Origin of the sequence: Ferrimonas pelagia (assembly GCF_039543565.1) — a bacterium.
GTDB classification, from domain to species: Bacteria; Pseudomonadota; Gammaproteobacteria; order Enterobacterales; family Shewanellaceae; genus Ferrimonas; species Ferrimonas pelagia.
Genome location: NZ_BAABJZ010000066.1, coordinates 1 through 21,065, shown reverse-complemented (window position 1 = coordinate 21,065; position 21,065 = coordinate 1). Strand labels below are relative to the sequence as shown.

At 58.6% G+C, this 21,065-nt stretch carries 23 protein-coding genes; 12 read left to right on the top strand and 11 right to left on the bottom strand.

The features are described 5' to 3' along the window. Window positions 1-556: 556 nt before the first annotated feature. The 3 genes from ABEA08_RS10500 to ABEA08_RS10490 all read right to left on the bottom strand — a co-directional run bounded on the left by ABEA08_RS10500 (window position 557) and on the right by ABEA08_RS10490 (window position 3,844). The gene (locus ABEA08_RS10500; protein ID WP_345335249.1) at window positions 557-1,450 is read right to left on the bottom strand and encodes a LysR family transcriptional regulator; all 894 of its coding nucleotides are present in this window, start codon (window positions 1,448-1,450) and stop codon (window positions 557-559) included. 177 nt (window positions 1,451-1,627) lie between these two features. Further along, window positions 1,628-3,223 carry an ABC-F family ATPase gene (locus ABEA08_RS10495; protein ID WP_345335248.1) on the bottom strand — a complete coding sequence of 532 codons (1,596 nt, stop codon included), beginning with the start codon at window positions 3,221-3,223 and terminating at the stop codon, window positions 1,628-1,630. Window positions 3,224-3,337: 114 nt separating this feature from the next. After that, window positions 3,338-3,844 carry an RNA methyltransferase gene (locus tag ABEA08_RS10490; RefSeq protein ID WP_345335247.1) on the bottom strand — a complete coding sequence of 169 codons (507 nt, stop codon included), beginning with the start codon at window positions 3,842-3,844 and terminating at the stop codon, window positions 3,338-3,340. A gap of 223 nt (window positions 3,845-4,067) precedes the next feature. Here ABEA08_RS10490 and ABEA08_RS10485 point away from each other — a divergent pair, with 223 nt between their 5' ends. Continuing rightward, window positions 4,068-4,268, top strand: a complete 201-nt coding sequence (locus ABEA08_RS10485; protein WP_345335246.1) for a hypothetical protein — start codon at window positions 4,068-4,070, stop codon at window positions 4,266-4,268. Here the strand turns inward: ABEA08_RS10485 and ABEA08_RS10480 are convergent. Continuing rightward, window positions 4,265-5,176 (bottom strand): alpha/beta fold hydrolase, encoded by a 912-nt coding sequence (locus tag ABEA08_RS10480; protein WP_345335244.1) that lies wholly within the window; start codon window positions 5,174-5,176, stop codon window positions 4,265-4,267. The two genes, ABEA08_RS10485 and ABEA08_RS10480, sit on opposite strands and share 4 nt — an antisense overlap. 152 nt (window positions 5,177-5,328) lie before the next feature. Here ABEA08_RS10480 and ABEA08_RS10475 point away from each other — a divergent pair, with 152 nt between their 5' ends. Further along, window positions 5,329-5,706 carry a DUF4345 domain-containing protein gene (locus ABEA08_RS10475; RefSeq protein WP_345335243.1) on the top strand — a complete coding sequence of 126 codons (378 nt, stop codon included), beginning with the start codon at window positions 5,329-5,331 and terminating at the stop codon, window positions 5,704-5,706. 76 nt (window positions 5,707-5,782) lie between these two features. Here ABEA08_RS10475 and ABEA08_RS10470 read toward each other — a convergent pair whose 3' ends face one another. Continuing rightward, complete coding sequence (locus ABEA08_RS10470) at window positions 5,783-6,142, bottom strand: DUF2750 domain-containing protein (protein WP_345335242.1); 360 nt, start codon at window positions 6,140-6,142, stop codon at window positions 5,783-5,785. A gap of 273 nt (window positions 6,143-6,415) precedes the next feature. Here ABEA08_RS10470 and ABEA08_RS10465 point away from each other — a divergent pair, with 273 nt between their 5' ends. Both ABEA08_RS10465 and ABEA08_RS10460 read left to right on the top strand, forming a co-directional pair. Next, complete coding sequence (locus tag ABEA08_RS10465; RefSeq protein WP_345335241.1) at window positions 6,416-7,903, top strand: sodium-dependent transporter; 1,488 nt, start codon at window positions 6,416-6,418, stop codon at window positions 7,901-7,903. Beyond that, the gene (locus ABEA08_RS10460; protein WP_345335240.1) at window positions 7,904-8,005 is read left to right on the top strand and encodes a MetS family NSS transporter small subunit; all 102 of its coding nucleotides are present in this window, start codon (window positions 7,904-7,906) and stop codon (window positions 8,003-8,005) included. A 62-nt stretch (window positions 8,006-8,067) separates the two neighbouring features. On the opposite strand, the gene ABEA08_RS10455 is transcribed toward ABEA08_RS10460, so the two are convergent. Further along, window positions 8,068-8,985: a LysR family transcriptional regulator gene (locus ABEA08_RS10455; protein WP_345335239.1), complete on the bottom strand. Its 918-nt coding sequence runs from the start codon at window positions 8,983-8,985 to the stop codon at window positions 8,068-8,070. 105 nt (window positions 8,986-9,090) lie between these two features. Here ABEA08_RS10455 and ABEA08_RS10450 point away from each other — a divergent pair, with 105 nt between their 5' ends. From ABEA08_RS10450 to ABEA08_RS10415, 8 genes are read left to right on the top strand one after another with little or no spacing between them, the layout of a single operon-like run. Continuing rightward, the gene (locus ABEA08_RS10450; RefSeq protein ID WP_345335238.1) at window positions 9,091-10,554 is read left to right on the top strand and encodes a 2-hydroxymuconic semialdehyde dehydrogenase; all 1,464 of its coding nucleotides are present in this window, start codon (window positions 9,091-9,093) and stop codon (window positions 10,552-10,554) included. A gap of 6 nt (window positions 10,555-10,560) precedes the next feature. Beyond that, window positions 10,561-11,004, top strand: a complete 444-nt coding sequence (locus tag ABEA08_RS10445; RefSeq protein WP_345335237.1) for a RidA family protein — start codon at window positions 10,561-10,563, stop codon at window positions 11,002-11,004. Next, window positions 10,997-11,575: a 3-hydroxyanthranilate 3,4-dioxygenase gene (locus ABEA08_RS10440; protein ID WP_345335236.1), complete on the top strand. Its 579-nt coding sequence runs from the start codon at window positions 10,997-10,999 to the stop codon at window positions 11,573-11,575. The genes ABEA08_RS10445 and ABEA08_RS10440 overlap by 8 nt, the downstream gene beginning before the upstream one ends. Continuing rightward, window positions 11,524-12,570, top strand: coding sequence for an amidohydrolase family protein (locus ABEA08_RS10435; protein WP_345335235.1), 1,047 nt, complete (start codon window positions 11,524-11,526; stop codon window positions 12,568-12,570). The genes ABEA08_RS10440 and ABEA08_RS10435 overlap by 52 nt, the downstream gene beginning before the upstream one ends. 39 nt (window positions 12,571-12,609) lie before the next feature. Next, on the top strand, window positions 12,610-13,395 hold the full coding sequence (locus ABEA08_RS10430) for a 2-keto-4-pentenoate hydratase (protein ID WP_345335234.1): 786 nt from the start codon (window positions 12,610-12,612) through the stop codon (window positions 13,393-13,395). Beyond that, complete coding sequence (gene kynU, locus ABEA08_RS10425) at window positions 13,392-14,684, top strand: kynureninase (RefSeq protein WP_345335233.1); 1,293 nt, start codon at window positions 13,392-13,394, stop codon at window positions 14,682-14,684. The genes ABEA08_RS10430 and kynU overlap by 4 nt, the downstream gene beginning before the upstream one ends. Beyond that, window positions 14,681-16,099, top strand: coding sequence for an FAD-dependent oxidoreductase (locus tag ABEA08_RS10420; RefSeq protein ID WP_345335232.1), 1,419 nt, complete (start codon window positions 14,681-14,683; stop codon window positions 16,097-16,099). The genes kynU and ABEA08_RS10420 overlap by 4 nt, the downstream gene beginning before the upstream one ends. Continuing rightward, a complete protein-coding gene (locus ABEA08_RS10415; RefSeq protein ID WP_345335231.1) occupies window positions 16,096-16,959 on the top strand; it encodes an alpha/beta hydrolase in 864 nt (287 codons plus the stop codon). The genes ABEA08_RS10420 and ABEA08_RS10415 overlap by 4 nt, the downstream gene beginning before the upstream one ends. Window positions 16,960-17,019: 60 nt before the next feature. Here the strand turns inward: ABEA08_RS10415 and ABEA08_RS10410 are convergent, their stop codons facing one another. The 5 genes from ABEA08_RS10410 to ABEA08_RS10390 form a co-directional block, all read right to left on the bottom strand. Next, window positions 17,020-17,187: a hypothetical protein gene (locus tag ABEA08_RS10410; protein WP_345335230.1), complete on the bottom strand. Its 168-nt coding sequence runs from the start codon at window positions 17,185-17,187 to the stop codon at window positions 17,020-17,022. A gap of 355 nt (window positions 17,188-17,542) precedes the next feature. Next, entirely contained in the window at window positions 17,543-18,016 is a 474-nt protein-coding gene (locus ABEA08_RS10405; RefSeq protein WP_345335229.1) for a hypothetical protein, read from the bottom strand. A 119-nt stretch (window positions 18,017-18,135) separates the two neighbouring features. After that, window positions 18,136-18,810 (bottom strand): HAD-IB family hydrolase, encoded by a 675-nt coding sequence (locus ABEA08_RS10400; protein WP_345335228.1) that lies wholly within the window; start codon window positions 18,808-18,810, stop codon window positions 18,136-18,138. Window positions 18,811-18,826: 16 nt separating this feature from the next. After that, the gene (locus ABEA08_RS10395) at window positions 18,827-19,564 is read right to left on the bottom strand and encodes an SGNH/GDSL hydrolase family protein (RefSeq protein WP_345335227.1); all 738 of its coding nucleotides are present in this window, start codon (window positions 19,562-19,564) and stop codon (window positions 18,827-18,829) included. Between the two features lie 69 nt (window positions 19,565-19,633). Next, the gene (locus ABEA08_RS10390; protein WP_345335226.1) at window positions 19,634-20,770 is read right to left on the bottom strand and encodes a hypothetical protein; all 1,137 of its coding nucleotides are present in this window, start codon (window positions 20,768-20,770) and stop codon (window positions 19,634-19,636) included. Window positions 20,771-21,065: the final 295 nt, after the last annotated feature.

Here is a 21,065-nt window from a genome sequence, read left to right as displayed (position 1 = left end):
TCATCGGTGCAAGCACATGTGGCAACTAATCAGGCGGGTGAAGTACTTCATGAACAACGCCTCACCATTCCCGGGTGGTGGTCATGGATTGCAGAAACTGGAGCACAATTAGGATCAGTTATTTAGCCTTTTTTCCGCCTTTGATATCACCTGCTTTCAGGGCTTCTACCGTGTCGTTGCGTAGATGTCCTTCCTCTCAATATCTGGCGTTTGAACGGGGTGGGATCGCTGGCTTCATATTCTATCTTCGCAGTAGCTTATGGCATTTGCAGTCACAAGGAATGGTCCGCTAACCTCGTTTGAGCCGATCGAGAAGCCACAAAATGATTGAGCTTTGTTGCCTGCGCTGAACTTGACCCTGGCTTGGCGGGAGGAGGGCAACGGCAAACGCGCCGGCCGCTGTCCAATCGGATTCTCTCACGCAGCCGTGATGGTGCTCGAGCCGCTTCTACCGTGCTGCACTGTGCGCTGTACTTGGCGGACTAATCACGGGGAAAGTCCGCACGTCGTTGTTGGATGTTATCGGGTTTGTGGCGGGGCGCCGTTCCATACCGGACTAACGGTCCCAGTAGGGGGGATCGCCGTAGTAATCGGCAAAGTAGTCGATGAATGCTCGCACCTTGGGGGCCAGCAAACGGGAGCTGGGGTAGACCGCCCAAATGGCGGTATTGGACACCATGGGGTGCGCGGCCAGGATCTGAACCAATTTGCCCTGTTGAAGCTGCCGATACACGCTCCAGGTGGAGTTCATGGCGATGCCGAGCCCGGCGACGCAGGCATCGCGCATGGCATCGCCATTGTCGGTGCGAAATTGGCCCTGGACTTTGAGGCTCTGCTCGCCGCTTGGGCTGTTAAAGGTCCAGGTTTCCAGTCCCGCCAGCGTGATGCATTGATGCGCGCGAAGATCGGCCGGTGAGTTGGGTGTGCCGTGTTCGGCCAGGTAATTGGGGGCGGCGCAGACGATACGTCGGTCCGATGCCAGCTTACGGGCGATCAGGGTAGAGTCTTTGAGCTCGGCATCGCGGATCGCCACATCAAATCCCCCCTCGACCATATCAATGATGCTGTCGCTGAAGCGAAAATCCACGGTGAGTTCGGGGTAGCGGGCCAAAAAGCCTTTAAGCGCGGGGATCAGGTGTAGGCGGCCGAAGGATGCGGGTGCAGTCACTCGCAGCGTGCCGGTCGGGGTGATCTCCCCAACTCCGACTGAGGCGCGTGCGGCTTCGACGCTGGCCAGCACTTCCTCTGCATGGGGTAGGAAGGCGTTGCCTTCTGGGGTGAGCGACACCTTGCGCGTAGTGCGATGGACTAGGCGCACACCCAGGCCCTCTTCGAGCTTGTTGATGTGGGCACTGGCGACCGCCGGAGACAGGCCCAGCTCTTGCCCCGCCTGACTGATGTTGTAGGTGGATGCCAAACGAACAAACAGTCGTAGGTGGTCAATGTTCATCATGCTTTCGCTGTGCGCCAGTATGGATCAGTGGATAGCTGATCCTATGCCGTAGTCATTCCGATCGCCAATATTCTGGTCGTCGGCCCGATCTGTCACGCGTTAAAAAGGGGCTGAAAGCAAAAACGCCCGAAGCGAGGCTTTGGGCGTTTGGTCTGACGTCAGTGGTGGCAAAGATTAACCTTCGACACCTTGGCTGCGCAGGTACTCTTCGTAAGTGCCGTGGAAATCGGTGATCCCGTCGGCCTTCAGCTCGATAATGCGGGTCGCCACGGAAGAGACGAATACACGGTCGTGGGAAACGAACAGCAGGGTGCCTTCGTAGTTTTCCAGCGCGGTATTGAGTGCCTCAATGGATTCCATGTCCATGTGGTTGGTCGGCTCATCCATCAGCAAGATGTTGGGCTTTTGCATCATCAGCTTACCAAACAGCATACGGCCCTGCTCACCACCGGAGATCACCTTGGTGGACTTCTTGATGTCGTTCTGACCAAACAACATACGGCCCAGGAAGGAGCGGATGGTTTGCTCATCGCTGCCTTCGGTGGACCACTGACCCATCCAGTCGAACAGGTTCATCTCCTTTTCGAAGTCGGCGGCGTGATCCTGGGCGTAGTAACCGATGTTGTGGTTTTCGGACCATTTGATCTCACCGGACTTGGCTTCCATCGCACCCACCAGGGTGTTGAGCAGGGTGGATTTACCCACGCCATTCTCACCGATGATGGCGATACGCTCACCCACGTCCACTTTCAGATCCAAACCTTTGAACAGCAACTCACCGTCATAACCCTGGCTCAGGTTTTCTACCTCAAGCGCCTGACGGAACAGCTTCTTCTCTTGGTCGAAGCGGATGAACGGCGTCTGACGGCTGGAGGCTTTGACGTCTTCTAGCTGGATCTTCTCCATGCGCTTGGCACGGGAAGTCGCCTGACGCGCCTTGGAGGCGTTGGCGGAGAAACGGGCAACGAAGCCAGCCAGCTCGGCGATCTGCGCTTTCTTCTTGGCGTTGTCGGCCAGCAGGCGCTCACGGGCTTGGTTGGCCGCGGTCATGTACTCGTCGTAGTTGCCTGGGTAGACACGCAGCTCACCGTAATCGATGTCGGCCATGTGGGTACACACGGAGTTGAGGAAGTGACGATCGTGCGAGATGATGACCATGGTGCACTGGCGATCGTTGAGGATCTCTTCCAACCAGTGAATAGTGTGAATGTCCAAGTTGTTGGTTGGTTCGTCGAGCAGCATGATGTCTGGATCGGCAAACAGTACCTGAGCCAACAAAACACGGACCTTCAGGCCAGGCGCAACGGCGCTCATCAGGCCAAAGTGTTGGTCTTCGCTGATCCCCAGACCCAGCAGCAATTCACCGGCACGGGCTTCGGCGGAGTAGCCGTCCATCTCGGCGAACTCGACTTCCAGATCGGCCACTTTCATGCCTTCTTCTTCGGTCATCTCCGGCAGGGAGTAGATGCGATCGCGTTCGGCTTTGATCTCCCACAGCTCCTTGTGGCCCATGATCACGGTGTCGATCACGCTGTACTCTTCGAACGCCCATTGATCCTGGCCCAGTTTGGCCACGCGGGTGTTCGGCTCCACGCTGACGTTACCTGTGGTCGGCTCCAGTTCGCCGGACAGGATCTTCATAAAGGTGGATTTACCACAGCCGTTGGCGCCGATCAGGCCGTAGCTGTTGCCGCCGCCAAACTTGACGGAGATGTTTTCAAACAGCGGCTTGGCGCCGAACTGCATGGTGATATTGGCTGCTGAGATCACGATGAGCTACCCGAGATTAAGTGAAGAAATAGGGGAAAAACGCCGCAGGGTACCCATCGGGACCCGGCAGCGCAAGCGAAAACTGTTCAGGCGCGAATAAAGTCGCCCCAGCGTCTAATCGCGGACTCTGACTTTATTGTTGGTATCGCGGCTTTGGCGAATGAGCTCATCACCGGCTTGCAGGGCCGAGTGGCCTTTGGCGAGGCGATCGTACAGCAGCACATTGACGGTGGCGGCCAGGTTCATGCAGCCCACGGTCGGGACGTACACCACGGCATGGGCACGGTCGACCACGGCTTGGCTGAGAGAGCCATCTTCTGGGCCAAAGATATAGAGGGCGTTTTCCGGATGCTCGAACTCGGGCAGCGCAATGGCCCCCTCTACCAGCTCGACACAAACGATCTGGGTGTCCGCATCGACGGCATCCGGCAAAAAGTCGACATGGCTTAGCGGAATAGAGCGGGTGGCCTGCTTGGTGTCGGTCTGAAATTTCTGCGCTTTAAGGTAGCGCTGGCCGGTGAAGAAGACCTCGCTGACCTGATAGCAACCAGCGGCACGCATGACGGCACCGACGTTGGTCGGACTCTTCGGGTTGGTTAATCCAATTCTGGCTTGGTTCATTTCATACTCAACAACAACAGACGATGGCGCGGGATCCTACACCAGAACGGCCGACGATTGTGCGCTGCGGTTGCGGGGTAGATCGCAGTTTCGACGGCCGTATCAGTCCTTGTATTAAACAGAGTCGTGCAATGAAGGCATAAGATCCGGCTATGGGTCTGAAGCAGCCTTCTGTCACAATTATCTGATATATTGGACGAAAGTCTAAAGTGGAGGACAAGTGATGGATAAGGTAACCCTTGGTCTGTTTTTTCTGCTGTCCGTCCTGCTGGTGGGCGCGATCTGTGTTGATCTTGCGCCATCGCGAACGGAGCACCCAAGACGCACGGTGTTATTTGGGATCTTGTTGGCGCTGCTACCGCCACTGGGCTTCATCTTCGTCGCGGTGCTGGCGATGCAACCGGTTCGAGTCCAGCCGCGTTAGGCTGTGACGCCTTGTTTTAGCTCGGTTAACGATGCCACACGCTCTAGGTGGAAGGTTAATAAGGCGTCGACCGTGGCTTGCGGCGCTTCCAGTTGCGGGTAGTGGCCAACACCGTCCAGAGAATAAGTGGGGCAATGCGGCAAGAGGGTGCGAAAGCGCTCGAGCAATTGATGGCCGGAGATGGGATCGGCGGTGCCGTTGATCAAACCCAGCGGGATCGGCGACTGAGTCAATGCGCTGGCCCAGCGGGCACGGTGAGTTCTGCGTTCGTTCATATAGCGGATCAACTGGGGGATCACCCGCTGGCCTTGGTTAAATTGCAGCAATTGCCATAGGGCCGTCAGTTCGTGTTTGCTGGGGGATGTTTGACCCCAGATCCGTTTCAGGTTGCGAAAGAAGATCCGTTGTCCGAGTAACGGCGCTAGCCATGAGCCCAGAGGGCTGGCCAGTAACTTCTGGATCAGCAGGGGGCGGTGCGCTTCCGGAAACAGGCCACCATTAAGCAAGGCACAGCTGAGCCAACGGATGGGGCTGCGTTGCTTTATCTGTCGCGCCAACAACTCCTGAGCCACGGTATCGCCGTAATCGTGGGCGAGGATATGGGCCTGGCCGATATTGAGGTGAAGCAGCAGATCGGTGATCAGATCCGCCTGCAGGCCGATGGGGTACGCGCGCAAGGGTTTATCGCTAAAGCCAAAGCCCAACATATCAAGGTAGATGATCTGAAAGTGCGGGCGTAAGGCGGGGAGCAGACGATGCCAGTCCCAACTTGCAGAAGGAAACCCGTGGATCAGCAGCAGAGTGGGCCCTTCTCCCTCCACCCCGAAGAACAGTTGTTGTCCACGGATGGTCTTAAACTGGCCCTGCTGATACCAGTGACGCAGCGTGGGAGTGAGTCCTGTTGGCATAATTGTCCATGGCAATAAGCGGTACCTTTATGAATAAGATAGCTGTCGGTATCGAAGAAGGAAACGGCTTATTGAATGCCGATTGCTGGATCGTTGGGGCAGGGCTGTTATGGTTTTAAGGGTTGGCGCCTCCGCTGTAACTGAGAACGGGTATGGCAAAGTTATTGATCGCTCTGGTGGGCGGGCTCTTCCTACTGTACGGCCTCGCTTATATATTGGCTCCCACCAGCATGATGTTTTGGACCACAGGTGACGGTTTGGATACGGCATCGGCCCGTATCGATACGCGGGCGACGTACGGCGGCTTGTTTTGTGCTGTGGGCGTGGCACTGCTGGGGCTCAGTCGCGATCAAAACCATCAGGGTTTTGGCCTGATCTTCGTTGCAACGGTGTTATTTGGCATGGCCATCGGCCGCAGCTTTGGACTGTTGCTGGATGGTACAGGCAATCTGTTGATGTGGCTGTTTGTGGGGCTGGAGCTTGGCGGGGGAGCTCTGGCTTTGTGGTTGCTGCGGCGCCAGCGGGGTTGAGCGCCTTTTGGCCCACGGATAACAAAAACGCCCCGCTGCAGTCGCTGCAGCGGGGCGTTTTTCGTCTGGCGATGGCTTAGCTCAGTTCGTCGGCCAGCTCTTGGGCGGCCAGAACGATGCCTTCACCGGCGAGGCTCGGCGCCACGGCAATATCAAAACCGTCGTCGGTCATGCCCGGTGCCCACTTTTCGATGAAATCAGACAGTGAGATGGCAACGGTCTTACAGCCGTCGAAGTCACCTTTGCCCCAATCGGCGGCGATGGCTTCATCGTGCCACACAACCAGACACTGCTCGGTGCCGGAATCCAGCACGACACAGCCGTTGTCGTCGGCCAGGGTCCAGAGTTTCTGGTTGGCTTTGGCGGCTTCAACAACAACGTCGTAACGCTCTTGGCTGTTTTGGCTGTAAAAAGCTTTGATTTGATCGGCGCTCATGGCGGTCACTCCTGATAAAAATTGGCGCGATTATATCAGTGTTACTGATAAGAATGTCAGCTTAGTGATGAGAGTGGGCGCGAATTCACCCTTCTCAGGGTTCTGATCAGCCAACGCCTTGCCACGCTTACGAAATGTGATTTGTCTCCACGTCTTGCTGTATTTTTTTGATTGGTGTCTGATGTAGGGCATACGCAAGACAGGCGGTGATCGGCGGATGGATGCGCTGGGCGCCGCCAGATGTCGAAGTTGCAGCACAAGGAGAGCAACACAATGCAACGTGAACAATGGGGCTCAAGAACCGGTTTTATTCTGGCGGCGGTGGGCTCGGCCATCGGATTGGGAAACATTTGGCGTTTCCCCTATATGGCGTATGAAAACGGGGGCGGGGCGTTTTTCATCCCCTATTTGTTCGCCATGTTGAGTGCTGGGATCCCATTTATGATCATGGAGTTTGCACTCGGGCATAAACTCCGCGGCGCGGCGCCGCAGGTGTTTGCGCGGATCCGGCCACGATTGGAGTGGCTGGGCTGGTTTCAGGTGTTTATCGCCTTTGTCATTGCGGTGTACTACGTGGCGGTGATCGGCTGGTCTATCTCCTTTCTGGGATTCTCCTTTACCCAAAGCTGGGGCGCCGATCCCAACCACTTCTTCTTTACCGAATACCTGAAGCTGGGTGACAACAGCCCGAGTAACTTAGGCAGTATCCAGTCGCACATCCTGATGCCGATCATCCTGGCGTGGCTTATCACCTTTGCCGCGGTGTTTACCGGCGTGCGCGGCGGCATCGAGCGGGCCAGTAAGATCATGATGCCGCTGCTGTTTGTCATGGTGCTGGGATTGGCTATCCGCGTCGCTTTCCTGCCGGGCGCGCTGGAAGGGTTCAATTACCTGTTTAAGCCTGACTTTGACCGGATATGGGATCCCAGCGTGTGGTCCGCAGCCTATGGCCAGATCTTCTTCACCCTGAGCGTCGGCTTTGCCATCATGCTGGCCTACGCCAGCTATCTGCCCCCAAAGTCGGATATCAACAACAACGCCTTTATGACGGTGTTGATCAACTGCGGTTTTTCTATCCTAGCGGGCACCATGATTTTCGGGATCCTCGGTTACATGGCTGCGCAGCAACAGGTTGCCATTACCGAAGTGGTCTCGGCCGGCGTGGGTCTGGCGTTTGTCACCCTCCCCACCGCCATCAATATGCTGCCGGCGCCCTATATTCTCGGGCCGCTGTTCTTCCTGGCGCTGACGGTGGCGGGACTGAGCTCCATCATCTCCATTTTGGAAGCGGTGATCTCGGCGGTGATCGACAAGACCGGCTGGGATAGGAAATGGGCCGCGACGCTGGTGTGCGGCAGCGCGTTTCTGATCTCGATTAACTTTGCCACCAACGGCGGTTTGCTGCTGCTGGATGTGGTGGACTACTTCATGAACAACGTGGCGCTGCTGGCGAGTTGTTTGCTGGAATTGGTCTTGATCGGCTGGGTGGTCAAGCAATTGCCCCAGCTGCGGCAATACAGCAATAGATTGTCGGAGTTCTCACTGGCGGGCTGGTTTGATTTTTGTTTGCGCTTTATCAGTCCGGGGTTGTTGGCGCTGATCCTAGCGACCAATCTGGTGGCGCTGATCCGCGATGGATACGGCGATCACCAACAGATGGACTTGATGACGTATGGTTGGGGGCTTATCGCCATTATGGTGGTGTTGGCCGTGATCGTGAAGAAACTGCCGACGGCCGCTGGGCCGGATGAGGAGCGCTAAATGGATGCCAGTGCGATCGTAATGATGATATTCGGTTTTGCCTGTACTTGGGGCGGGGCGCTGTTTTGTATCCGCATCGCTATCCGAGCCAGCCGACGCTAATCGGTTAGCTCAGCCCCGCTCTCAGCCCCGCTCTCGGGGCGGTTTCCGTGGTGGCCGATGTTTTACTCGGTCGGTGTCGCGCTGCGTTGGCATAACAGATCGCCGATCAAGGCGGCGATCTGATCGGTGCCGCTTTTCGGCTGATGGAGCAGATCCCATTGCAGGGTTTGCGGCGCGGGCGTCAGTGGCTTGCACAGCCAGGTCACGCGCTCTTGCTGTTTGCTCTGCAGTAGCCATTGGCTGAGGATGGAGATCCCCATGCCCTGGCCGACCATATCCAGGATCACATCCAGATAGCCCACCTGCAGCACTTGGCGCGGCGCACATTGGTTGGGTATGAAGTAGAGCGCGTGCTCACGATCTCGCTCCGGGATCGCACTGTTGGTGATGTAGGTAATGCGTTCAAAATCCACCGGGGACAGCGCCGTAAGCTGAGCCTGGGGCGAGGTGTGTGGCACCACGGCCTGCAGGGTATCGGCAAACAGCCAGCGGCGGTGCAGCTTATCGTCGGACTCCCGCCGCGACGCCGACACCATAAGGGCGATATCGATCTGACCTTGTCGTAGCGCATTGAGCGCATCGCCCTGCAGCGGCACCACTTCCAGTGCCAACTGCGGATGGCGTTGTGCCAGTTGCTGATAGACGGCGGCGAGCCAGTCACGGGGCGCCAGATAGGGCAGGCCTAGACGCACCACCTGTTGGCCACCGTCCGACAGCAGGCCAATATCGTATTGGGCTCGATCCAGCTCCTTGAGAATGCGCTCGGCGCTGTGCAGCAGGCGCTTGCCGGCGGAGTTGATCACCAATCGGCGGCCGTGGCGGATAAACAGTTCGGTGCCCAGTCGCCGCTCCGCTTCCTTAATGCGCGACGAGAGCGCCGGTTGGCTGATAAACAGCTTGTCGGCGGCATCCTTGACCGTCGCGCTGTGGGCGAGGGTGTGGATCATCTTGAGGTGGATCAGATCGAGCGACTGGGGCATTTGATTAACCAGATTTATCGATTGGCCAATATTAATTGATTATTTTTATCTCAAGTTCCTACTTAAACTCAAGTTATGGTTTCTTGATGGCTAAGTGAACAACAGGTGAGCAAACGGATCTTGGGGTATATCGACGGTGTCTTCGCCGACAGTGAGCGGCAGTTTGACGACATCAGCCCGGTGGATGGACACTTGGTGGCGCAGGTAGCGCGGGCCAGCGTCGGCCAGATCGACGCAGCGGTGCAAGCCGCACGGCGGGCCTTGCCGGCTTGGCGCAGCCTGAGCGTGCTAGAGCGCGCCGCCTGGCTGCATAAGCTGGCGGACAGGATGGCCGAGCGCGAGGCGGAGTTTGTCGCAGCGGAGATCGCCGATACCGGCAAGTCGCTGGCACAGGTGCAAGCGATCGACATTCCCCGCGGCACCGCCAATTTTCGCTTCTTTGCCGATCTCATCAAAAACGTGCCGTCCGAGGCCTGGCACAGCCAGAGCGCGGACGGCGACGCCATTCTCAATTACACGGTCGATAAGCCGTTGGGCGTAGTGGCGGTGATCGCCCCGTGGAACCTGCCACTGCTGCTGGCGACCTGGAAGATCGCCCCGGCGCTGGCCTGCGGCAACACCCTGGTGGTCAAACCCTCCGAAGAAACCCCGGGCTCGATGGCGCTGCTGGCCCAGTGTCTGGATGAGATCGATTTTCCCAAGGGGGTGTTCAATCTGCTGCACGGCTTTGGCCCGGACTGCGTCGGCCAGTGGCTGACCGAGCACGATGGCGTCGATGCGGTGACCTTTACCGGTGAGTCCAGAACCGGCAGCGCCATCATGCGCGCGGTGGCCGATCGGGTGAAGCCGGTGTCGTTTGAGCTGGGGGGCAAGAATGCGGCGGTGGTGTTCGCCGATGCCGACTTGGACAAAGCGATCGCCGGGGTGGCGCGTTCGAGCTTCACCAACTGCGGCCAAGTCTGTTTGTGTACCGAGCGGGTGTATGTCCATCGCAGCCTGTTTGACCGGTTCGTCGCCGGCTTGGCCGAGGCGGCCAATGGCTATGTGGTGGGGCGGCCATATGATCAAGGCACCGTGATGGGGCCGCTGATCTCCCGCGGCCATCGCGACAAGGTGATGGGCTATTTCGAGCTGGCCCGGCAGGGCGGTGCCGAGTTTGTTACCGGCGGGACGGTTCCCCAATTCAACGATGAGCGCGATGCGGGGGCGTTTGTCCTGCCGACGGTGCTCACCGGTCTGGCGGACGATCACCGCTTCAACCGCGAGGAGATCTTCGGCCCCGTCTGCCATATCGCGCCGTTTGATGAGGAAGCCGAGGTGATCGACCGGATCAACGATTCCGATTACGGCCTGGCGGCCTCGGTGTGGACCCAGGATCTCAACCGGGCTCATCGCGTCGCGCCGCAGATCGAAGCGGGTTTGGTGTGGATCAACACCTGGTATCTGCGCGATCTCAACACCCCCTTCGGTGGCGTCAAACTCTCCGGGATCGGCCGCGAAGGCGGGATCCATTCTCTCAACTTTTATCGCGAGCCCAGCACCGTCTGCATCGCGATGGCACAAGGATAGCGTCGTATGCAAAGCAAAGTTTTGGCCCATAAAGCCAAACCCAGGGGCCGCTTCCCCCATGTGAAGCGGGCCGGGGATCTGATCTACATCAGCGGCACCAGCTCGCGTCGGCCGGACAACAGCTTTGTTGGCGTCGAAGTGGACGCCATGGGCGCGACCGAGCTTTCCATCGAGCTGCAGACCCAGGCGGTGATCGACAACATTGCCGACATTCTGGCCTCGGTGGATTGCCAGCTGTCGGATCTGGTGGAGATCACCACCTTCCTGGTCAACATGAATGACTTTAAAGGCTACAACGAAACCTACGCCGCCAACTTTGATGAAAGCGGCCCGACCCGAACCACGGTGGCGGTGCATCAGCTACCCCATCCGCATCTGCTGATCGAGATGAAGGCGGTGGCCTACAAGCCGCTGTCCGCGTCACTGCAGGAGGGAGATCGCCATGAGTAAGCTGGCTGCGTTTAATTTTAAGGCCTGGATCGATGAGCACCGCCATCTGCTCAAGCCGCCGGTGGGCAACCAGCAGATCTGGACCGATACCGACATGATGGTGACGGTAGTGGGCGGGCCCAATCAGCGCACTGATTTTCATGACGATCCGGTCGAAGAGTTCTTCTATCAGTTGGAGGGCGACATGGTGCTCAAGGTGATCGAGGCGGGCGAGATCCGCGATGTGCCGATCCGCGAAGGGGAGATCTTCTTTCTGCCCAAGCATGTGCGTCATTCGCCGCAGCGGCCGATGCCCGGCAGCATCGGTTTGGTGATCGAGCCCAAACGTCAGCTCGGTGAGCTCGATGGCTTCGAGTGGTACTGCTTCGAGTGCGGGGCACGGGTGCATCGGGTGGAGGTGCAACTGAAGTCCATCGTTGATGATCTGCCGCCGCTGTATCAGGCGTTCTATGCCGATGAGCAGGCCCGCACCTGCCCGGGTTGCGGCGCGTTGCATCCGGGTAAGGAGCCGCCGCACGGTTGGGTGACCTTGGCATCCGGGCCGGATCTCGTGGCGAAGGGGGCGCAGTGATGCAGATCCTCGACATTCACAGCCATTTCTTTCCCAAACAGTGGGAAGACTTGCAGGCCCGCTTCGGTGGGCGCGACTGGCCCAGCTTGAAGCATCACGGCGATGGCACAGCCATGGTGATGAAGGGCCAGCAAAAATTTCGCCCCATTTACGACGCCTGCTGGGATCCGGACGTGCGCTTACGCGAGATGGATCAGCAGGGTTTGTGCGGCCAGATTCTCTCGGCCACGCCGCTGCTGTTTGGCTACGAGCGGCCGGTCGCACAGGGGGAGTACATCGCCAAGCTGTTTAATGACGCGGCGATGGCAATCTGCCAGCGTGGCCGTGGGCGGCTGTTTGCCATGGCGCAGGTGCCGCTGCAGGACATCGATGCGGCTTGTGCCGAGGCCAGCCGGGCCAAATCCATTGGCCATGTCGGCGTGCAGATCGGCAGCCACATCAATGGCCGGGGCATGGACGATGCCGGGGTGTTTACCTTCTTGCAGCACTGCGCCGATGAGGATATTCCGGTGTTTGTTCACCCCTGGGACATGATGGGGGCGGATCGTACCGGCGATTACATGATGGGCTGGACGGTGGGCATGCCAGCGGAAACCCAGTTGTCGATCGTCTCGTTGATCTTAAGCGGGGCGTTTGACCGACTCAGCCGCAAGCTGAAGATCGCCTTCGCCCATGGCGGCGGCAGCTTCATCTTCCTGCTCGGTCGGTTGGAAAACGCTTGGCACCATCGCGATATTGCCCGGGGCCGCAGTGAATGTCCGCCGAGCCATTACCTTGACCGTTTCTCGCTCGACAGTGCGGTGTTTGATCCCGGCGCGTTGCGCTTGCTGGTCGACAAGATGGGCGATCAGCGGGTGATGTTCGGGACCGATTATCCGTTCCCCTTAGGTGAACAAAAGATGGGCGGCTTGATCCGGGAAACCGAAGGTTTGTCCGAGCAGAGCCGCGAGCGGTTGTACGCCGGTAACGCCAAAGCGTTTTTTGGGATCGAGTGAGCCATGAATATACAAACTCAAATCAATCAGGGAATGACCATGTTAGAGCAATTTGCTGCCGTGCTGGATGGCGCGGCCAAACAGGCGTGCGCCGTACGTCAGCTGTCCCAACAGAGCCCGATCACGCTGGATGATGCCTATGAGATCCAGCGTTTGTCGATTGAGCAGCGCTGTGCGCGGGGCGAACGATTGACTGGATTTAAGCTGGGCTTTACCAGCAAGGCGAAGCAGGAGCAGATGGGGGTGTCGGATCTGATCTGGGGCCGTTTGACCGATGCCATGGTGATCCACAGCGGGGATGAGATCGATCTGAGCCACTATGTGCACCCCAGAGTGGAGCCGGAAGTGGCGTTCATTCTCGATAAGCCGCTGGCGGGCGACGTCAGTCGGGAGCAGGCGATCGCCGCGGTGGCTTGGGTGATGCCGGCGCTGGAGGTGATCGATTCACGCTATCGTGACTTTAAGTTTTCCCATATCGATGTGGTGGCGGACAACTGCTCGAGCACCGGCTATGTGTTGGGGCCGAAGACGGACTTGCTCAGCTTTATGGCGGAGCGGGATCTGGCGGATCTGTCCATGGTGATGACGGCGGATGGTGAGCCGGTGGCGCAGGGGCGCAGCAGCGCCATCTTGGAGGACCCGATCAATGCGCTGATCGAAGCGGCGCGTTGCCTGGGTGAGTACGGCGAATCCTTAAAACCCGGCGACGTGTTGTTGGCCGGGGCGGCGACCGCGGCGGTGGCGCTGCAACCGGGCCAGCGGATCGCGACGAAGGTGCAGGGGCTGGGTGTGTGTGGTTTTTCCGTTAAGGGGCAGCAAGCATGATCTATCAAAACAGTTTGGACAGCGCGCGTTGGCTCGACAGTAAAGACCCACTCGCGTCGATGCGGGAGCGTTTTTGTCACCCAGTCATCAAAGGCAAGCCGGTGCTGTATTTCACCGGTAACTCCCTGGGATTGCAGCCCAAGGCGGTTAAGGATCATATCGAAACCGAGCTGACCGAGTGGGCCAATTGGGGCGTTGAAGGCCACTTTCATTCGAAGAATCCCTGGTACAGCTACCATGAATTGTTGACGCCGGCCTCCGCCCGTTTGGTGGGAGGAAAAGCGCATGAAGTGGTGTGCATGAACTCGTTGACCACCAATCTGCATCTGCTGTTTGTCTCCTTTTATCGACCCACGGCGACGCGTTTTAAGATCCTGTGCGAGGGCAAGGCGTTTCCTTCGGATCGCTATCTGTTGGAGACCCAGGTGCAGTTTCACGGTTTGCGCCCGGAGGAGGCGATCATCGAGATCTTCCCGCGCGACGGTGAGCATTGCTTGCGCCAGGAGGATATCGAAGCGGCGATCCGCGAGCACGGCGATGAGCTGGCGCTGCTGTTTCTCGGTGGGGTCAATTACTTCACCGGTCAGTGGTTTGATCTGGCGGCACTGACGGCGGTGGCGCACGAGGTTGGCGCGTTTGCGGGGTTCGATCTGGCTCATGCGGTGGGCAACCTGCCGATGGCGCTGCATGAGTGGCAGGTGGATTTCGCTGCCTGGTGCAGTTACAAGTACCTCAATGCCAGTGCGGGCAATGTTGGCGGCGTGTTTATCCATGAGCGTCATGGCCTAGATCCGGACACCTTCCGCTTTGGCGGCTGGTGGGGCCACGACAAGGAAAATCGATTCAAGATGGAGTCGGGTTTCTCGCCTATCCTCGGCGCGGAGGGCTGGCAGCTGTCCAATGCGCCGGTGCTGGGAATGGCGGCGCTCAAAGCCAGTTTGGAGCTGTTTGATGAGGCGGGCATGGCGGCGCTGCGGGCGAAAAGTTTGGCGCTGACCGGCTACCTGGAGTTTGTCTTTAACGATGTGGTTGAGCAGTTTCCCGGGATCGGCTTGGAGATCATCACGCCGGCGGATCCGGCTCAGCGCGGCTGTCAGTTGTCGGTTCGACTCAAGGGCACGGATCGGCGTCTGTTTGATGCCCTGACCGAAGCTGGGGTGATCGCCGATTTCCGTGAGCCGGATGTGATCCGATTGGCGCCAGTGCCGCTGTACAACAGCTTTGAAGATATCTACCGCTTTGGGGTGGTGTTGACCTCGGTGCTACGACAGTTGGAGGTGGCCGCATGATCCCCTCTCAGGAGTCGATCGCCATTGCCGGCGCGGGGTTAGTCGGTTCCTTGCTGGGCGTCTATCTGGCCCAGCGCGGCTACCGAGTGGATCTGTATGAGGGGCGGCCCGATCCGCGTATCGGCAATGTCTATCAAGGGCGATCCATCAACTTGGCGCTGTCGGATCGGGGCTGGGCGGCGCTAGAAAAGGTGGGGTTGGCACAGGCGATCCGGGCTGAGGCGATCCCCATGGTTGAGCGGGTGATCCATGGGATCGACGGCAGTCTGACCACCCAGCCTTATGGCGAGGCGGGCCAGGCGATCTACTCGGTGTCGCGGGCGGGGATCAACCAACGGCTGATCTCGCTGGCGGAGCAACATGAGCAGGTCAGCTTGCACTTTGAATATCGACTGACGCAGGTGGATTTTGCCAGTGGCACGGCGGGGTTTGATACGCCGGCCGGCACGGTGCAGATCGCGCCGCAGCGGTTGTTTGGCGCCGATGGTGCCAACTCTAAGATCCGGCGCCTGATGCAGGAGTTACCGCGGATGAACTTCTCGCTGGAGACCATGGACGTGGCCTACATCGAGCTCAATATCCCGGCCAACGCCGATGGCAGTCATCAGCTTGGGCCGATAGAGGCGCTGCATATCTGGCCACGGGATCAGTTTATGCTGATCGCACTGCCCAACCTGGATGGCTCCTTTACCTGCACGCTGTTTATGGATTTCGACGGGCCGAATTCGTTTGCCTCGCTGCAAGGCGCGCCGGCGATCCAGGCCTTCTTTGAGACCCAGTTTCCCGATGTGGCGGCGCTGCTGGAAACCCCGGCTCAGCACTTCATCGAGCGTGCACCGAGCCCGTTGGCGCTGGTGGATGTCTACCCCTGGGTGCAGGCAAACCGGATCTGTTTGATCGGCGATGCGTGCCACGCGATCGTGCCTTTCTACGGTCAGGGCATGAACGCCGGGTTTGAGGATTGCCGGATCCTAGATGAACTGCTTGAGCAGATGGAGGGGGATTGGGAGCAGGTGTTGCCCGCCTTTCAACAGTCGCGCAAAGCCAATGTGGCGGCCATTGCGACCTTGGCCAAGCGTAACTATATCGAGATGAGCCGGTTGACCGGCCAACCCTCATTTTTGCTGCGAAAAAAGATAGAGGCGAAGTTCAGCCGCAAATACCCCAAGCTGTGGGTGCCGCTCTATACCATGGTGACCTTTCGACCGGAGATCCCCTACGCCGAGGCGCTGCGGATCGGCGATGAGCAGTCAGCGATCATGGATGAGATCATGACTATTCCGGACATTGAGCAGCATTGGGACGAAGATTGGGTGCTGGCCAAGCTGTATCAGTTGGCCTGTCGCCAGTGGGGGCAGGCGCTGACGTTTCACTCATCCCATCGGTCCTGCAGCGATGCAAAGGCGGACGGATGACGGCGGCGGTGTACGGTGAATGGACCCTGGCCGAGCTTGAGCGAGAGTACTCGCCCAGCTCCTGCATCGAGGATATCGGTTATTACCTTGATCGCTACGCCACGTTAAGCGCGGCGGCGCGCAAGGGCGGTGACGGCAAGCTGTTGCTGGACTGTCGCTATGGCGATAAGCCACGTCAGTGCCTCGATCTCTACTTGCCTCGCCAGCAAGCGCCGGCGCCTCTGCATATCTACATTCATGGCGGCTATTGGCAGCAGCTTTCCAAGGATGAGTCGGCGTTTGCGGCGCCGATGCTGAATGCGCAGGGGGTGGGCTTGGCGGTGCTCAACTACACCCTCGCGCCGCAGGCGTCATTGACGGAGATCGTTGCGGAGATCCGCCAGGCCATTGTCTGGTGCTATCAGCAGGCGCCGGGGGTAGACCGGCGAAACATCACCTTGTCGGGCAGCTCTGCCGGCGCACATCTGGTGATGATGATGAGCCTGACGGATTGGACCCAGTATGGCCTGCCTGCCGAACCGTTTGCGGGGGCGTTGGCGGTGTCGGGGATCTACGATCTAGCGCCGTTGGTGCCAACCTATATCAACGAGGCGGTGCAGCTGAGCCCGCAAGAGGTGGCGAGCCTGAGTCCGATGGTACAGCCTTTGTCGGTGTCTTGTCCGTTATTGCTGGCATTTGGCGAGATAGAAACCGCTGAGTTCAAGCGCCAGAGCCGGGATTATTATCAGCGGTTATCTGAGGCGGGTCTCACGGTGGAGCTGGCGTCGATCCCTCGGCGCAATCATTTCGATGTGATCCTGGAGCTGACCGATGCGGACAGCCTGCTCAGTCGGCGGCTGCTGGGCTGGATCTCGCCTTAAGCGGCGGTGCTCAGAGAAAACGAAACAGGGACGAACGCCGACGCGTTCGTCCCTGTCACATTAGCTTTTTACCAGCAGCTCGATAAAGCTACGGCGCTCGCTGGCGCTGGCCAGTTCGGCGCATTTGTCGCCCTGTACATCTTTAAACGCCACACGATTCTTGTTGACGGAGATGGAGTGCACGGGGCGGGCGATCTGGATGGTAGAACCATTTAAGGTCACGGTCATAATAAAACTCACTATCAAAGGCCACCGCAAAAGCGAGGCAACAATATTAATAAGCTTAATTACCGGTATGACGAGAAGTCTTTGAGATCTGACGAGAGGAGTAGAACTTTCAGAATTGCGACAGCATCACCCACGCTGTTGTTTCGTCTTGCAATAATTTTCGCTTGGTCTTTTTCTTTCACTTAGCTACCGGTTATCGGCGCAAGTGTTCGGCGTTATCCGTCGAAGAGGCGAGATATTATAGTCTCCCTGTCTGTTACGCAAGTGTTTTTATCATTTGCGTAGTCGCAAACAAAACGTCATGTTTCGAACGGCTTTATCCGCTTGTGACTGTTTGACGCTGGCGTCAGGCTGCTCAGGCGATGAGCTGGCGGCGCTGTAGATGGCGAAACAAGCATTGGCGTTGCTCGGCTGAATACATGTAGTAGCCAAAGCGAAGATCCTGCCCATGGCGGTGGTAAAGCGTGACGGTTCTGGGCAAGGTCGGGTGGATGCGGTAGCCGGCAAAATCGGTCCAGAGCAGCTGACGTTGCTCGTTGTAGGTCAGCTGGGTGATCCCCGCGTCATCGAGGATCAGCGCATGTTCGATGATCTGCTCGGTGTTGGCGTTAAACAGGGTAAGCCAGAGGACGGTCAGGCCGGCGATCGCTGGCAGCAATAGGCTCAGGCTGAGCAGGGTTTCACGCAGTTGCGTGTTGCTGTCAAACAGCCAACTGATGAGCAGCAATACGGGGATCGATGATAAACAGAGGCTGATCTGATAGAGCCGGTGAAAACAGCACTGCGCCGGACTTTGCCGCAAGACTGTGCCTGTTCCTAACTGAGTCACCCTACTCACTCCCACTGCTTTCCCTATTGCTACGACTGTAGCGGTTGACGGGGCTGGAGCGAAAGCCTTTTTACGCCGGAATTAACGTTTGTTTGCGGGATCGAAAAGTTTGGTCTGACCTATTGGTCCGCCGGTGCGTCATCGGTGTGGACGGAACGATGGATACCGATCCCTCGGGTTAACGCATCGAGACTGGAGATGGCTTTGCCGCGGTAGTGCGGGTGGCTGGCGAGACTGAGCAGGGCCAGATCTTCGGCGGTGTCGCCGTAGGCGTAGATCGCCTTATGGGCGGTGAGATCCAGCAGGCGCTCGACCCGTTGACGTTTGCGTTGATTGCTGCAGTCGCCGTTGCGATAGCGGCCGCTGAGACGGGACTGGTGTGGGTCCTGCGGCAGCAATTCAGAGCAGAGCAGCTCGATCCCTTGCTGTTGACACCAGGGCTTGAGGTAGAGATCCAGGCTGGCGGAGACCAATATGATCCGATCGCCCCGTTGTTGATGCCAGCGCAGGCGTTGCATCGCGTCTTGGCGTAATGCACTCGGTAGGTAGTCACGGGCAAAGCGCTCGCCGCGCTGTCGGGCGAGATCGTGCCGATACCCGGCAAACCCGAGCCAGGCGACGGTGGGGCGGAGTCGATGGGTCGGAAACAGATGATATCGATGGGCCAGCAGCAGCGGGGCTAACAGCAGCAGGCCCGGCAATCGGCGTGTGAGGGGGATCTGCTGGCGGCAAAACGCCGTGAAGGTGTCTTGGTGTGTCAGCGTGCCGTCGAAGTCGAACAGGGCGAGGGTCATAGCGCGACAGATCCCGTCAGAGCGTCGCAGAGGTTGCTTGAGCGGACGAGCCTTGCGCCGTGGCGAAACGGTTTTTGATGATCTCGGCCGCGGCCGCGGCCCACAGTCGATAGCTGGCAGGGCCGGGGTGGAGTTGATCAACCGCGAGATCGGCGCCCTCGTGTGGCATGGACAACAGTTGACTGCAGGGGTGTTGCTGATGGATCCGGCTCAGCTCCTGATTGAACTGATGGCAGCGCTTGCCCAGCCAGGCGCGCAAGGGGTGGGGAAAGGCCGGGAAACGCTCCATGGGAGGAAGGGGCGTGAGGATGATCAACTCCGGCTGGTGCTGTCGGCGCAGATGGTGAAGCAGCTCATCCAGCTCCAGCGCCCAGCGCTTGGCGGAGCTGGTGGATAACACATCATTGACCCCGGCGGACAGGACAACGGCATTGACTCGATGCGGCTGCTTGGGCAGCAAGGCCATCATCTCCTTGGTGCGCGCGCCGCTGCTGGCTCGCAACTGCCAGTCGAGCTGGAATTGGTCGCCGAGCTGAGTCGTTAGCTGGCCACTCAGGGCACAGTGCTGGCGCTTAACCCCGACGCCAGCGGCGGCGGAGTCACCGAGGATCCAGACCGAGAGAGCGGGACCTTGTCCGAGCTGGCCGCGGCGGGCACCGTCGGCCTCGGGCAGCCGGGGCGTACGCCATTGGACCCATTTGCCCTGCACTATCAGCAGAGGCGCCAGCAGCAAACTGATCGTATCCGGGATCACGTATACACCCTTGGGCTGTTCAGATGACAGCAGCATGCCAGTGAACAGGCCCAACCACAAGCGCTTCGACTAACCCGGTTTGCCGCGTCGGCTGCCGAGCCAATAGCCGAAGCCAAAGGGCGCAAATAGGATCACCAGCAGCAACAGCAACACGTACAGAATGGTGCTTTTGATCAGGCGCTGCACCTGCTCAAGCGTGCTGGTGAGCACACGATTCGACGCCACTTCGAGCTGATCTACGGTGTGGCGTCGCTGCTGCTCCAGCTCACTGCCAAAGGCCAGACGTTCACGCTCGATCAGGTGCTCCAATGCCACGCGTTGGGCTTGCAGTGTACTGCTCAAGCGTTGACTGGCCAGATCCAGTTTGGCCGCCGCCGGGATCAGCGGTTGGGTCATGCTGGCGGCCAGCTCTTTGAGGTAGTCTGGATCGTCCGCGGTTAACTGCTGCAACTCATGCAAGGTGGTGCGCAGTTCGAGCAGCAACAGGTTGATGGCCTCGGCATCCAATTGCGACTCGCTGGCGAGCAGTTGGGTCTGCCAGACCAGGGTCTTGGGCGCCTGCTCACTGAGCGCTTGGATCCGCTCTGCCAGATCGGTCATGACCTGCGGCAGGGTACCGTAACTGTCAACCGCCTCCACCTGTTCGAGTTGTTGCCAAGCGAGCCAGGCCGGATAGGCCGGTGGCCGTTGAAAGCGAATATCTTGCAGCGGTTGCGCCTGACTCATGGTGGTGACAAACCCTTGCGCTTGTTGATAGCGGCGTGACGACAGCAGAGGTTTGGCCCGTATCCGGTAGTCTTGCAGTAACTCGTGGCTGGTGGTGAGCGCGATGGCACTGTGCTCGGCAAACAAGGCTGAGCCTTTGGCTGAATCGAAGAAGGCATGTTGCTGGGCCAGCAGCAACCATAGATCCATCAGCGCCGCTTCCGGCTGAGTTTGGTAAACCGCTTTGAGTCCCGCTTGGCGCGCCGCCAATTGCCAGCGAATGGCGTTGAGCTGGATCTCGGGTACCGTACTGTGTTGTTGGATCCGATCGGCGCTGCTGTCGATGTTGGCGTTGTATTCGCGCAGAAATTCCCGGGTGATGATCCGTTGTTGCAGCGCCTGCTCGGGCAACGGCTCGATCCCCGAATCCAGGTTGATCTCCAGCAGCGAGCACGCCATTAATGTCGATAGCAATAAAGTCGAGAACAGGATCCGCAGCATCTTCTTCCCCCTGCGTTGGCAACAACGAGACGGTGATTGGTATAACTATAAGCCCGATCCCGCTTGGCTGCGGGATCGGGTGCGGCGGCTGGGCAGGGGATCAGTCGAGGTTAGGCGCGTCGAAGTGCTCGGGCTCATCTTGGTAGATACAGACATTGTGCTTGGCGACTAAATAACTGTTCCGAAATGTAGATCACTGAGTTCTCAGATTTGGAGGGAACTCGGCTTCCATTGTGCGATCTGATCAATCGCCAAAAAGAAAAGTTCGACAAGGAAGCCGAGCCCCATGATGCTA

Bases quoted from the DNA above. Each gene is read 5' to 3' on its own strand.
- ABEA08_RS10500 (WP_345335249.1), bottom strand. From the start codon at position 1,450: ATGAACATTGACCACCTACGACTGTTTGTTCGTTTGGCATCCACCTAC.
- ABEA08_RS10490 (WP_345335247.1), bottom strand. From the start codon at position 3,844: ATGAACCAAGCCAGAATTGGATTAACCAACCCGAAGAGTCCGACCAAC.
- ABEA08_RS10485 (WP_345335246.1), top strand. From the start codon at position 4,068: ATGGATAAGGTAACCCTTGGTCTGTTTTTTCTGCTGTCCGTCCTGCTG.
- ABEA08_RS10480 (WP_345335244.1), bottom strand. From the start codon at position 5,176: ATGCCAACAGGACTCACTCCCACGCTGCGTCACTGGTATCAGCAGGGC.
- ABEA08_RS10475 (WP_345335243.1), top strand. From the start codon at position 5,329: ATGGCAAAGTTATTGATCGCTCTGGTGGGCGGGCTCTTCCTACTGTAC.
- ABEA08_RS10470 (WP_345335242.1), bottom strand. From the start codon at position 6,142: ATGAGCGCCGATCAAATCAAAGCTTTTTACAGCCAAAACAGCCAAGAG.
- ABEA08_RS10465 (WP_345335241.1), top strand. From the start codon at position 6,416: ATGCAACGTGAACAATGGGGCTCAAGAACCGGTTTTATTCTGGCGGCG.
- ABEA08_RS10460 (WP_345335240.1), top strand. From the start codon at position 7,904: ATGGATGCCAGTGCGATCGTAATGATGATATTCGGTTTTGCCTGTACT.
- ABEA08_RS10455 (WP_345335239.1), bottom strand. From the start codon at position 8,985: ATGCCCCAGTCGCTCGATCTGATCCACCTCAAGATGATCCACACCCTC.
- ABEA08_RS10445 (WP_345335237.1), top strand. From the start codon at position 10,561: ATGCAAAGCAAAGTTTTGGCCCATAAAGCCAAACCCAGGGGCCGCTTC.
- ABEA08_RS10440 (WP_345335236.1), top strand. From the start codon at position 10,997: ATGAGTAAGCTGGCTGCGTTTAATTTTAAGGCCTGGATCGATGAGCAC.
- ABEA08_RS10430 (WP_345335234.1), top strand. From the start codon at position 12,610: ATGTTAGAGCAATTTGCTGCCGTGCTGGATGGCGCGGCCAAACAGGCG.
- kynU (WP_345335233.1), top strand. From the start codon at position 13,392: ATGATCTATCAAAACAGTTTGGACAGCGCGCGTTGGCTCGACAGTAAA.
- ABEA08_RS10420 (WP_345335232.1), top strand. From the start codon at position 14,681: ATGATCCCCTCTCAGGAGTCGATCGCCATTGCCGGCGCGGGGTTAGTC.
- ABEA08_RS10415 (WP_345335231.1), top strand. From the start codon at position 16,096: ATGACGGCGGCGGTGTACGGTGAATGGACCCTGGCCGAGCTTGAGCGA.
- ABEA08_RS10410 (WP_345335230.1), bottom strand. From the start codon at position 17,187: ATGACCGTGACCTTAAATGGTTCTACCATCCAGATCGCCCGCCCCGTG.
- ABEA08_RS10400 (WP_345335228.1), bottom strand. From the start codon at position 18,810: ATGACCCTCGCCCTGTTCGACTTCGACGGCACGCTGACACACCAAGAC.
- ABEA08_RS10390 (WP_345335226.1), bottom strand. From the start codon at position 20,770: ATGCTGCGGATCCTGTTCTCGACTTTATTGCTATCGACATTAATGGCG.